The 12,152-nt window shown below is 68.5% G+C and carries 8 protein-coding genes; 4 read left to right on the top strand and 4 right to left on the bottom strand.

The window, feature by feature from the left end:
* The first annotated feature begins 973 nt into the window (after positions 1-973).
* Together D187_RS41000 and D187_RS40995 are read left to right on the top strand one after the other, a co-directional pair.
* Positions 974-2,770 (top strand): M20/M25/M40 family metallo-hydrolase, encoded by a 1,797-nt coding sequence (locus D187_RS41000; RefSeq protein WP_245591955.1) that lies wholly within the window; start codon positions 974-976, stop codon positions 2,768-2,770.
* Between the two features lie 150 nt (positions 2,771-2,920).
* Positions 2,921-4,645, top strand: coding sequence for a serine/threonine-protein kinase (locus D187_RS40995; RefSeq protein WP_002627702.1), 1,725 nt, complete (start codon positions 2,921-2,923; stop codon positions 4,643-4,645).
* Between the two features lie 35 nt (positions 4,646-4,680).
* Here D187_RS40995 and D187_RS40990 read toward each other — a convergent pair whose 3' ends face one another.
* Both D187_RS40990 and D187_RS40985 read right to left on the bottom strand, forming a co-directional pair.
* On the bottom strand, positions 4,681-5,718 hold the full coding sequence (locus D187_RS40990) for a hypothetical protein (RefSeq protein ID WP_002627700.1): 1,038 nt from the start codon (positions 5,716-5,718) through the stop codon (positions 4,681-4,683).
* Positions 5,715-6,413, bottom strand: a complete 699-nt coding sequence (locus D187_RS40985) for a DUF8692 domain-containing protein (RefSeq protein WP_002627698.1) — start codon at positions 6,411-6,413, stop codon at positions 5,715-5,717. Before D187_RS40985 ends, D187_RS40990 begins: the two co-directional genes overlap by 4 nt.
* 214 nt (positions 6,414-6,627) lie before the next feature.
* Here D187_RS40985 and D187_RS40980 point away from each other — a divergent pair, with 214 nt between their 5' ends.
* Together D187_RS40980 and D187_RS40975 are read left to right on the top strand one after the other, a co-directional pair.
* A complete protein-coding gene (locus tag D187_RS40980) occupies positions 6,628-7,317 on the top strand; it encodes a hypothetical protein (RefSeq protein WP_002627695.1) in 690 nt (229 codons plus the stop codon).
* Positions 7,318-7,319: 2 nt separating this feature from the next.
* Positions 7,320-7,691: a hypothetical protein gene (locus tag D187_RS40975; RefSeq protein WP_002627693.1), complete on the top strand. Its 372-nt coding sequence runs from the start codon at positions 7,320-7,322 to the stop codon at positions 7,689-7,691.
* Between the two features lie 279 nt (positions 7,692-7,970).
* Here D187_RS40975 and D187_RS40970 read toward each other — a convergent pair whose 3' ends face one another.
* Together D187_RS40970 and D187_RS40965 are read right to left on the bottom strand one after the other, a co-directional pair.
* Entirely contained in the window at positions 7,971-8,900 is a 930-nt protein-coding gene (locus D187_RS40970) for a hypothetical protein (protein WP_002627691.1), read from the bottom strand.
* A gap of 214 nt (positions 8,901-9,114) precedes the next feature.
* Positions 9,115-11,895 (bottom strand): winged helix-turn-helix domain-containing protein, encoded by a 2,781-nt coding sequence (locus D187_RS40965; protein ID WP_002627689.1) that lies wholly within the window; start codon positions 11,893-11,895, stop codon positions 9,115-9,117.
* Positions 11,896-12,152 lie beyond the last annotated feature (257 nt).

Below are 12,152 nucleotides of genomic sequence, written 5' to 3'. Positions count from 1 at the left end.
CGCCGCCCGCTCAGGACGGCGCGCCAGCGGCGATGCCGCGTACGCGGGACGAGGCCCTCGCCCCTTCCGTCACGAGCAGCTCCAGCAGCTCGCGGTCCTCGGGCTTGCTCCCCAGCCAACACGCCCGATGCGCGACGCCTGGCCCACCAGCACATGCGTGGCGAGTGGCATGGTGTGATTCCCCCCAGATGCTCGAGACGGTTTGGACCCAACCCCCACTCCGCTCCCCCCGCCTCCCCTGAATCCCTTGACGGGTGCAAGGATTCAGGGAGCACCGCGCGAAATTGAGATGAAAGGGAATACGGGAAACCGGGCTGGCCCGCATACCGGGGCCAAATTCAAAGCCTCACCAGTGGACGTTAACGAACAGTCGCCTGCCAACACAGGGTAATGACTGCCATTTCCTCCGGAAGAACAGGCGAGTACATCGTCCACCAGATGACGATGTACTGCCCTCACGAACGGTGGGACACGAGCCCACCAGCGGCCGTGTTGCCTCACGGTCCACGACCGTCGGGAAATATGTTCAAGGAATGAGAACATTCCATGTCGTGTATTGGGAATGATCCACCCGGACAACACGCCCACACCCGGAAATGTGGGTCATGTGAGGAATTAGCTGCCCTCAAGCGCACCGGAGCGGACAGCCAAGGCCCCCTCCCTTCCGGAGGCCCGAGTCCCACGACAGGCCGGCGAGTGACTCGCGGTCGCGGTGCCGACGGCGCACCGCGGCATCAGCACATCCGGCGCACGAGCCCGGGGCATGGCCAGCCCTTCCGCCGCCGCGCCATGCCACGCCCGCCCACGCGACGGTGCCTCGTTCCGCCCATGCGTCTCACACGCAACAATGCCCCTGTTCCTGCTATGAGTCCACATGGCCCGTGTGGCTACCTCCCGCCCCGCGTAGGAGGAGTGTGTGCTTCGTATGAACAGAAGGAATGACATGTCTGGATTTGGAAATCGACTTGCCTTCTTGGCGTTATTGGGATTCGCCTGCACGTGTACCCCGACGGAGGAGCCGCCAGAGCCGCCGGAGCCGTCGGAGGGTGGGCTCGAACAGCTCCATCGCTACATCGACGAACAGTTGTTCGATGACCTCTCGAAGTTCGTCGCGGCCCGCACCTACCGTGGGGCGGACCAGAGCGAGGCCGAGACCGTGGCCAACCTCCAGAAAATCCAGGAGGAGGTGCGGCTCCAGGTCGAGCAGTTCAACGCGGAGCAGAAGGTGCACAAGCTGGTGCCCTTCGAGTGGAAGAAGACCATCAATGGCCAGGAGTACTGGCTCTTCGGCGTGCGCGTGGGCTCGGGGCCGCGCCGGGTCGCGCTGAGCAGCCATCTGGACACGGTGCCGCCGGGGACGCCGCAGCCGGGCTGGGAGCCCTTCAAGCTCGTGAAGGAGCAACGGACCTACTTCGGCAGGGAGCAGGAGTTCTACGTCGGCCGCGGCTCCATCGACGACAAGGGCCCCGCCCTCATCGCCTTCAACGTCCTGAAGGCCGTGGCCCGGCAGTACGACGGCGACTCCAAGCTCAATGGCGTCACCCTGGAGGTCCTCTTCGACACCTCGGAGGAGACCGACATGGCGATGCCCTACTACCTGGAAGACAAACCGGAGGAGAACCCGGACCTGGGGGTCATCTTCGACGCCATGTGGTGCATCCGCGCCGAGAAGGGAATTGAGCGCCCCGTCTTCACCATCAAGCGCGGCACCGCGGCGCCCACGGGCGTGTGGATCGAGTCGCTCAACACCCCCCAGGGGCCCGCGAACCAGATTCCCGACCTGGCCACCGCCGTCATCCGCTCGGACTCGAACTCGTCGCAGGCCCTCGAGCGCTTCGCCCAGCAGGTGGAGGCCCTGTACCAGGGCCACGGGTTCGACGACCCCGCCTATCGCCGGGCCACGCTGACCGTGGACAGATCGGGACTGGCCGACAACCGCCTCGTCCTCACCACCAAGGTGAGCGGCGCGCAGCACGGCTCGGCACCGGATGAGAACCGGGAGGAGGGCACCAACCCGCTGATCTCCCTGAGCAACTTCTTGAGCGCCCAGGTGGGCACGCACCTGGCCCGTAATGAAGTCAGCGAGCTGGCCCGGTTCATCACCTGGAGCTGGGGCACCCAGGTCTTCGGCGAGCACCACCCGGAGCTGCTGCAGCGCAACGATGACATCTTCACGGCGGGCAACGGGACGACCTATGCCGTGACCCGCTTCTACACCGACCCGGCGGACGCTCCCGACATCGCCGCGCGGGTGCTGATCGACATCCGCTATGCCCTCGGCCACCACAGCGTGGCGTGGGACAAGAAGACCGAGGGCCTGGTGGGAGGCAAGGCGTCCAAGAGCGTCTTCCAGGACACCTTCGCGAAGCTGCTGCAGGAGTTCCCCGCCGAGACCGGCTACACCCTCGGGTTCCAGACGAGGACCTCGTACCCGCCCGATGTCCGGCTCCCGGAGGGCAATGCGTTCCAGCGCGTCAGCTCGGCGTTCGAGAAGGTCCTCGGCGAGCAGTGCCCGCGGTGGGCCATCGGTGGCGGAACGGATGCCAAGGGCAATACGAACCTGATCGCCGCTGGCGCGCTGTTCACCGAGAAGATGGGGCCGCCCATCAACTACCACGGCATCAACGAGGGCGCTCCGGTCGAGGATCTCCGCAAGAGCGCCGACATCCTCTACAACCTGTTCAAGGATGAGGTGGAAGGCGCCGCGAAGGCCTCCTCCACCGTCCGGCCCCTCTTCACGCCCATGCGCATCACGCCGGACCTCCACTAGTCCGCGGCGAGGAGCCTCCCACGACGTTCCAAGCGACCCCGTCCCCTCCTCCGTGGACGGGGTCGCCCGAGCCCGAGCAAGCGGCTGGTCGAGCGGAGCGCCGGGATTCGCCTTGCCGCCACGGCTGGCTGCGAGACAATGAGGCTCCCCATGCCTCCCTCCGACCTTCCGGGTAGCGCGGCGCCGCTCGGCACACAATTGCTCGCCGAGCACTTCCGGGCGGACGCCATCGCCCGCGAAGCCGCAGTGACCCGGTTCATCAGCCGGGTATCCTGCCTCTTCATCGTCTCCACGCTCGGGATGAGCGCACTCATCGGCTGGCCCCGCGCCCTGTCCGTGGCGGGCCTGTGTGCCGTCTTCGCCGTCTACTACGGGGTGCTGTCCCGGATGCTGCGGCGAGGCTGGTTCCACCCCGCCATCTACTGGGTCAACGTCGTCCTGGAGACCACCACCGGGGCCTTCCTCTTCGTCTGCGACACCCTCTTCGGAACCGCCGAGCAGGCGCTGGGCAACCCCATGGCCGTGCTCTGGACCGGGACCATCGTGTTCACGGCGCTGCGAGGCAAGCGCAGCCTGGCCCTCTTCGCGGGAGGGCTCGTGGCGGCGCAGATGGTGCTGCTCTACTTCCTGCTGGCCTGGCCCCGGCTGTCCGAGCCCATTCCCCTGATCTTCTCACCGCCGATGGTGATCCTGCGGGCCGTCTACTACTTCATCATCGGATGGCTGGCGGCGCTCGTGGCCAGCTACCTCACGCACCGGGCCGAACAGGCGCTGCACGCCGTGCGAGAGAAGGAGCTGGTGGGCAAGTACTTCCTCCACGAGCGGCTGGGGGTGGGAGGCATGGCGGAGGTGTTCCGCGCCACCTACAGCCCCGAGGGCGGCTTCGAGAAGGTGGTGGCCATCAAGCGCATCCTCCCGGCCTACGCCGAGGACGAGGACTTCGTGACGATGTTCCGCCGGGAGGCGGAGCTGGGCTCGCTGCTCAACCACTCCAACATCGTCCAGGTGCTCGACGTGGGCCGCTTCGGGGACACCTACTTCATGGCCATGGAGCACATCGAGGGCCTGTCCCTGCGCGAGCTGCTCAAGAGCCACGGGCCGCTGCCGCCGGCGGTGGTGGCGTACCTCGGGGCCGAGCTGGGCCAGGCGCTCGACTACGTGCACCGGCGCACCTCGAGCGAGGGCCTGCCGCTCAACCTCGTGCACCGGGACGTGAATCCGCCCAACATCCTGCTGTCGCGCATCGGCGAGGTGAAGCTGGGAGACTTCGGGGTGGCGCGCGCGGCCATTCACGTCCGGCTCACCCAGGCGGACCGGGTGCGCGGCAAGCTGGGCTACCTGTCACCCGAGCAGGCGCGAGGCCAGGCTTTCGATGGGAGAGCGGATCTCTTCGCGCTCGGACTCACGCTGCACGAGGCGCTCACGGGACAGCGCGTCTTCCAAGGGGAGGATGCCTCGGACATGGTGCGCGGCGCCCCGCCGTCCTTCCTCGTGCCGCCCTCGGCGCACCGCCCGGAAGTGCCCCCGGCGCTGGATGCCGCCATCATGGACCTGCTGCGCTGGCAGGTGGCGGACCGCACGCAACGGGGCCAGCAGTTGCGCGAGCAACTGTGTGCCCTGACGGGAGCGTTCGCGCCCTACCCCCACGGACAGCGGGAGCTGGGCCTCCTGGTGCAGGATGCCCTCGCGCGCAAGGCGGGCCGGGTTCCCAGGCGGAGCACGGAGCAGGAGACCCGGGTGGAGCAGCGCTCCGCCTCGGTGAGCAGCGAGGTTCCCACGACGGTGCTGTCGAGTGGAGACCTGCTCGCGAACGGTTCACCAGAGAGCCCCGAGGCAGAGGGGAACGAAGCGAAAGTGAGCACCAGCGGCCGGTGACAGGCCGGGCACCAGGCTGTCACCTGCCTCGACGCTCACACCTGCTCGCGGCGCACGGACCAGATGAAGCCGTCGTACCAGAAGTGCATGAGCGACACGACGAGGGTCAGCGCCCACAGGCTCTCCAGGTCCGGGTCCAGCAGCTCCGCGCCCACGCCGTAGACGAGCACCGAGCCCAGGAAGACGGCGGCCGCCACGGCACTGCTGGCCCGCCACCGGCCGAGCCGCAACCGCTCCCGGATGCGCTCCTGCTCGGAGGCCCACACCAGGGCGAGGTACTGCACGGCGTGGAGGAGATTCATGATGAAGAAGGCCTCGCCCCAGCTGTCGAAGCCCCAGGAGTAGATGGAGCAGGCCCCCGTGGTGACGAGCAGGAAGACCTTCGGGAACGACAGCTGGTAGCCCCGCCGGTACAGGCGCCAGTAGGCGAGCACGTAGAAGGCGAGGAAGGCGCCCCCGAGGGAGACGACCCCGAGCGTCCACGCACGGTGGGTGGAGGACATGAAGGCCGGAACGGCGGTGAAGAACGGCAGGCCTACGTCCTCGAGCGCATCGAAGCCGCGGAAGTGGTCCAGCATGGTGGCCCCGGCGAGGATGGGCCCGGCGTAGAGCAGGTGGTTGAGCCAGAAGTCGAGCCGCCGCGCCAGGGCGGGCGGGTTGCCCCCATTGCGATCGTAGATGCGCGCGAAGCCGAACGTCTGGAGCCCCGAGTGCCACACGTCCCAGAAGGTGGCGAGCACGGTGGCCAGGGCCGCCACCACGGGCGAGCCACGGATGAGCGCCCACGCCAGCACCGGCACCAGGAGGAAGCGCAGGGGGAAGCGTCGCAGGATGGCCGGGTTGCCATGGCTCCGGAAGAAGACGGCCACCAGGTGCGCGTGGATGAGGGAGCCCACGAGCAGCCCGGCCAGGGTCTTCTCGCGGCCCCACAACACGAACGGCTCCCCGCTGAAGGCGGTGCCCGAGATGGCCACCCCCAGCGCGAGTGCCCCGAGCGGCGGCAACAGGAAGAAGGCCCAGTCGTAGGCCGGCCCCACGATGTACGGCGACGGTCTGTCCGAGGAAGCGCTCATGGCTCGGACGACACCTGGCGCTCGGGGGCCGAGAGCGTGACGCGCACCCGCGCTCCCAGGTACTCCACCAACGCCACGAGGAAGAGGCTCACCCCCAGCAGTTCGAGGGCCTCCTCGACGAGATCGATGAGCGCGTAGACGAGGTTGTCGTTGCCATGCCGCTCCGTCCAGTAGCCGAGCGGCAGCTCCATGCCGAGGGCGCCGCTCACGTAGAGGACTCCCGCGGTGAGGAATCGCCAGCGAGGCCTCGCGGGCAGCCGAGCGAGAAAGGGCAGGTAGAGCAGCCCGAACAGCAGGACGGCCCCCCCCGCTGGCACCACCCAGCTGAAGTACAGCACGCCATCGAGTTCCAACCACCCGCCGAGGTGCTCGTGCAGGCCGACCGCCTCGTCCATGGACAGGTAGAAGAACGCCGCGGTGAGCCCCCACCAATGGCGGCGGTGGGGGGCCCCACGGAGTGCCGCGTCACGCGCGATGGCCGCCAGCACCAGCGCGCAACACAGCAGCAGCCCCGAGGCGTACCAGGTGGGCAGATTCTGCTCGTAGCTGAGCGACAGGAAGCCGAGCAGCGGCCTGAGTCCCGGCGAACGCCAGCGGGCGTACGCGAGCTCGACGGCCAGCCCCAGGCCGGTGAGCAGCCCGAGGAGCCAGAGCAGAAGACGGCGGAGCGCGGTGTGCGAGACGAGGAGATCCATCGAGACGCGCGTGGGTGCGGATGCGCGGTGCGGGCCGCATCCTGGAACGAGGGGGGCGCCGTGTGAACACCGTCGAGATGTCCGCTTCCATGCGAGCCGTACAACCAGGCGGGCACGCGTGCAGTGGTGCTGCAACCCCGGGCAGCGGGGGCCACTGGGGGTCTCTTCTCCTTCACGCCATCCATCGTAGTCTGCGCGCCCCACGGAGGGTGAGATGGCACGGATGAACTTGATGGGCTGGGCGCTCCTGCTGGCGCTCGCCGGCGCGGCGGTGAGCGAGGCGAAGCCAGTGAAGTACGCGGGGCCGCACCCGCGTACCGGCCAGCCGGACGGCGGGCTGTGCCACATCCAGGCGGTGCACGTGCATGCCGCTTCACCGGTGCATGCGCCGGTGCTCTACCGGCAGCACGGCGACGTGTACTTCTTCATCGGCGACCCGACGCCCTTCGGGTACGACGGGCCGCGCCACTCGTACTATGGGCACCACCCGGTGGTCATCAACGTCGTCCTCGGGGAGGACTCCCGGGAGGACGACGTGGCCTATTGCTACCACGACGGGCCGCACTCCCATTACTACCCGCCGCCCCCGCGCCACGACTTCGAGGAGCAGGAGGACGTGTACTACTACACGGACGAGTACCCGGAGGCGTACACGCGCGACCGGCCGCGGCTGGTGCAGGTGAACATCATCTACCGGCCATGGCACTACGCGCGCCCGGTGGTGACGAGGCCACCGCCGCGCGGGTACCACGGCCCGGTGGTGCAGGTGAACGTGAACGTGCCCGCCGTGGGCATCGAGGTGAACGTGAACCCGGCACCGGTCCACTACCATGAGCACGACAGACCCAGGCACATGAAGCACAAGCACAAACACAAGCACAAGAAGTTCAAGGACAGGGATTGAGCATGCGACGCGGGCTCTCGTGCTTGGGATTGCTGCTGCTGGCGGCATGCAGCAGCGGCAGCGAGGATGTCATCGCCGCTTGGAAGAAGGCGGGCCACACGCCGGGCGAGTTCAAGGACGTGGGGGAGAAGCTGCCCGGGGGCAAGTGCGTGGCGGGCCGGGTGGCCGGCCTGGACGCCACGGTGTGCGACTTCTCGGAGGCGGAGCAGGCGCGCAAGGCGGAGGACGCGGGCTGGGAACTGGTGGGCAGCGCCGTCGGCTCGTCCGTCGTCTCCGGGAAGGTGCTGCTGGTGGTCGCGGATTCCCGCAAGGAGGATCCGAGCGGACGGCGCATCAACGACGTCATCCGGACCTTCCAGCAGACGACGCGCTAAGAACGCATTCTACTGGGAGTTGGTGCTCATGGGTTTCGAGGGCTCGGCGCCGGGTCGTACCAGGTGCGGCGCAAGAGTCCTTCCTGGTGAAGGGGATCGCTCCCCAGCCGCGCTTCCTCGCGAACGCCAGGGCCTCGCCCATGGTGACGATGGAAATCAGGGGACGCTCGCTTCGGCTCCGCAAGGAGTGCTCGCTGGCGGCCCTGGCGCCCAGGGCCGTGGCCCTGAGCAGGTGGATGAGGAGGCTGGTGTCGAGCAGCACAAGACCACTGACCGGAGTCACGAGAGTTCCTCGAGCGCGGCCACGAGTTCCTCCTCTGACTCATCGCCCGGCCACTGGCCATAGATGGCGTTGAGACCCGACCGGTCATCCTGGACCACCCGCAGAGAGCGGGTGTCCAGCGAAACCCGCAGCGGCCTGGGCAAGCGGGACCACAGCGCGCTCTCCTGCGCGCTGGCCTCCTGCATCTGCTCCACGTCGATCCGCGAGACGGAACCGGAAGGCCGGAACACCGCCATCCCCGACACCACCACCTGCTTGCCGAAGAGCGACGCCATCCGTGTGGGCTCCAGGCGTTCCGCGACGCCCTTGAGCACGGCACCGGACTCCAGCATCAGGGTGAAGACCCGATCACTGTGACGAATGGTGTCGAGCGTGCCCGCGATCCGGACGGCCTGGGGAGCGGGAATCTGGCGACGGAGCCGGATCACCCGCTCCACCCCCTCGGTGTCGATGGGGATGGTGCGGCCATTGACGATCTCGATGGCCTCCACGCCTTGTTCGAAGAGCCGGGCGAACGCGCTGAACGTTTCGACCAGTCCTTCATCGAACGTGTCACTGTCCGTGGCTCCGGCGAGCGCGTCCTCGAGCCCCTCCTCGAACAAGTCCACGGCTGTCTGGGCCAGATCGAGACCGTACGGGGCCTCACCCGGCCGGAGGTTCGCGGGGAGGACCTGCCGCAAAGGGCGCGACTCGACCCGAAAGACCCCGGGCTCGGACGGCGGCTCGATGAGCAGATCGAACTGCGCGGCGGAGCGCATCCACGCGGGCTGGGTGCCCCGCGCGGTGCTCCGTCCCTCGACGCGCAAGCGCAGGGCCCGCTGCGCTCCCTCGACGAAGATGTGCAGCAGATCGTGGAACAGAGGCGCGGGGATGCGCTCCGGACGAATGACCGGACCCTTCAGCTTGATTTCATGCCGCGAACTCACGAACGCCCTCCTCGGCCGCCACACCCCTTCCTTAAGGGTTCCGGCTTCGCACCGCCAGGGAGCAAATCCAGGGCCACCCCCTCGAACGGCCGCTCGCCATCCACCGCGTCGCGGGAGTTCCAGAGGCCCGGGTCCATTCGTCGGGAGGCATCCCTCAGGAGGATCCAGCCAGCGAGACGGAGAGCATCGTCGATGGTTTCCCTGGCGCGGCACCTCACAGGTTCCGGTGGAGCCTCTCCTGGGCCTTCACGATGGCCGCGGTGCGGGTGGTCACGTCGAGCTTGGCGAACACGTTGCGCAGGTGCCACTTCGTGGTGGAGAGCGCCACGTTGGAGCGCTCGCTGATCTCCTGATTGCTCAGCCCCTGCGCGAGCAGCTTGAGCATCTGGAGCTCGCGCTCGGTGAGCGGCTCGAGCGGCGTGCTGGGCGGATCCGCGAACTCATGCGGCTCACTCCTCCCCGCCGAGAGCACGTCCTGGAACCGCTCGGTGTAGCGGGAGGGCAGGACGTGGCTCAGCTTGCGCTGGGTGGCGGCCGCGACGATGACCTCCTGCAGCCCCGGCGTCTCGTCGAGCACGCCGCGGGTGAAGCCGAAGCGCTGCACCAGCGCGAAGCCGCGGTTGAGCGCGGCGAACGCCGCCGTGGGATCTCCGGCTCGCCAGTGACACACCGCGATCGCCGCGAGCAACGCGCTCTCCCGGGACACGTAGCCCACGTCATGGGCGCTGGCTCGCAGCGTCTCCAGCAGCGCGTGCGCCTTGCCGTACCGCCCGCGCGCCATCAGCACCCACGCCTGCGCGAGCCCGAGCCGCTCCCAGGTCTCGTCGTAGAAGCGCCGCTCGCTCCACTCTCCGCGCCGCATGCGCTCGCCCAGGCCGAACTCCCGCGCCACCACCCGCATGCGCTCCGGCGCCTGCTCCATCAGGCCGAGCCGGATCTTCTCGCCGCAGACATGGGCGAGGAAGCGCGTCTGGTGACCGCACTCGAGGACGCTGTGGAGGTAGTCCAGGAGCTGCCAGGCCTCCGTGTGCTTGCCGCGGATGGACTTGATTCGGACCAGCACGAGGTAGGCCATCGCGCAGGTCTCGAACGCGGGCGCCTGCGGCAGCAGTGGCAGCACCTCGGTGCAGAGCGCCTCGGCCTCGTCGAGCCGGTTTTGATCGTAGCGGGCGTTGGCCAGTGCCGTCGCCGCGTTCACCCAGACCGGGTTGCGCCGGCCACGGTTCGCCTGCGCGAAGGCCACCTCGCACCGCTCCGCCGCGTCCTTCATGTTCCCCTGCGCCCGGTCCGCCAGCGCGATGAGGACGTCCGTGTAGCCATCGATGAAGGGGCTGTTGAGTCCCCGTAGTGTCTCTCGCGCGCTCAGCGCGAGCCGGCGCATCGCATCGAACCTGTTCATCCGGAGCGCCTGGTAGGCCTTCGCCGCCAGCAGCACGCCCGCCATGAAGACGTCCGGGTCCTCATGGCCCGGCCATGCGTCCAGCTCCGTGCCGGAGCCCGGGGCCGCGCCGGACAGGATGGAGTGCAACAGCGTGAGGCGCTCGAGCTGCCTCGACAGCCGCTCGCGCCCCGGTTCGGACGTGGCGTGCGCGGTCGCGAGGTGGTGCCTGGCGTCCCGCAGCGCGCAAGAGGCCTGCGCGTAGCGCCGGGACAGGATGAGGCACGCGATGTGCGCCACGCAGAGCGCCGGCGAGCGGATGACCTCCTCCGTCGTCAGCTTCTCCGTCCAGTGGAGCACGGAGGCGATCTCCCCCTCGCGCATCCACGCCTCGGCGCAGCGCGCCGTGATCTCGAGACACCAGCCCCGGTCTCCGGAGGCGAACGCGTGCTTGAGCGCCTCGTCCGGCCGCTGGTGCTCGGCGAACCACGCGCTCGCCGCCCGATGCAGCCAGGGGACGCGGTCGCCGAAGTCGCACGCGAGCTGGGTCCTCAGGAAGTCGAGGAACAGGGCGTGGTAGCGGTACCACTGACGCTGGGCGTCGAGCGGCTGGATGAAGAGCTGTGCCCGCTCGAGGTTCGCCAGCAACGCCGGGCCATGGGTGATGCCCAGCAGCGCGTTGCACAGCTCCCCGTTGAGCTGGTCCACCACCGAGCTCAGCACCAGGAACTCGTGCACCTCCTCGCTCTGCTCGCGCAGCACCGCGTCCGCGAGGTAGCGCGCCACGTCCTGGTTGGAGCCGATGGCCTCGCGCAGCGCGTCCCCCACGTTCGCGTGCTCGCCCACCGACAGCAGCGCCAGCTTCACGCCGGCGACCCACCCCTCGGTGCGGGAGCGCAGGTACTCGACGTCATCGGGCGCGAGCTCGGTGTCACACAGGCGCTGTCCCAGCTCGCGGATGGCCTCGCCATCCAGGCTCAGGTCGCGGCTGTCGAGCATCACCAGTTGCTCGGTGAGCTTCAGCTTCGCCAGGCCCAGCTCGGGCAGGCTGCGCGACGCGACGACCCAGTGGACGTGCGGCGGCGAGTGCTCGAGCAGGTACGAAAAGGCCCGCACCAGCGCGGGCTCGCGCAGCACGTGGAAGTCGTCGAGCACCACCACCAGCTCGCGTCCCAGGTTCCACAGGCTGCGCAGCACGACGGACATGGCGTGATCGAGCGGAAGCTCCACCTGCGCGTCGAGCGGGCTCGCGATGTACGCGTCGAAGTCCGGCGCGGCCCGGCGGATGGCCCCCACCAGATACGAGAAGAAGCGCTCGGGCGCGTTGTCCAGCTCGTCGAGCGACAGCCACGCGAACAGCCGCCGCGCGCACGCTTCGCGGTACCACTGCGCCAGCAGCGTCGTCTTGCCCCAGCCGAGCGGCGCGGTCACCAGCACCAGCTTTCCGCCGACGCCCCGGTCCATCTTCCGCAGCGGCGCGTCACGCGCCACCAGCACGGACGTCGTCTGCGGCGGAGAGAGCTTCGTCGGCAGCAGATGCGAGAGATGTTCGCCGCACGGTGCCACATGCTCCGCGACGTCCGACAGGAAAGGCGATGACGCACGACGACTCCTCATTGCGCTTCCAAGGCTCGGCATTGACCCATCCCCCGACGACTGATTTCCGGGTCAATTAGAACACGTACTTCTGGTTCTTGCCCTTATTTCGTGGAAATAGAGTTTTACAGCCCTTGTGGTGTGATGCGTCGTGAGAGGGGTCTCCCCGCCCAGGACGCATTGCGTCAACGCACGTTTTCGCGAGCCCATGGGGGGGTTCCCCCTCCCTTCGGTGGGGGCGATGTCAGGGCGTCGCTTGGTACTCCCCGTGCGTTGCG

Source organism: Cystobacter fuscus DSM 2262 (assembly GCF_000335475.2).
In the GTDB taxonomy this organism is placed as follows: domain Bacteria; phylum Myxococcota; class Myxococcia; order Myxococcales; family Myxococcaceae; genus Cystobacter; species Cystobacter fuscus.
This window is presented reverse-complemented; position numbering and strand designations above follow the sequence as displayed.

What these genes read in the sequence shown, in the direction of transcription:
- D187_RS40995 (WP_002627702.1), top strand. Translation starts at nt 2,921, where the DNA reads ATGCCTCCCTCCGACCTTCCGGGTAGCGCGGCGCCGCTCGGCACACAA.
- D187_RS40990 (WP_002627700.1), bottom strand. Translation starts at nt 5,718, where the DNA reads ATGAGCGCTTCCTCGGACAGACCGTCGCCGTACATCGTGGGGCCGGCC.
- D187_RS40985 (WP_002627698.1), bottom strand. Translation starts at nt 6,413, where the DNA reads ATGGATCTCCTCGTCTCGCACACCGCGCTCCGCCGTCTTCTGCTCTGG.
- D187_RS40980 (WP_002627695.1), top strand. Translation starts at nt 6,628, where the DNA reads ATGGCACGGATGAACTTGATGGGCTGGGCGCTCCTGCTGGCGCTCGCC.
- D187_RS40975 (WP_002627693.1), top strand. Translation starts at nt 7,320, where the DNA reads ATGCGACGCGGGCTCTCGTGCTTGGGATTGCTGCTGCTGGCGGCATGC.
- D187_RS40965 (WP_002627689.1), bottom strand. Translation starts at nt 11,895, where the DNA reads ATGAGGAGTCGTCGTGCGTCATCGCCTTTCCTGTCGGACGTCGCGGAG.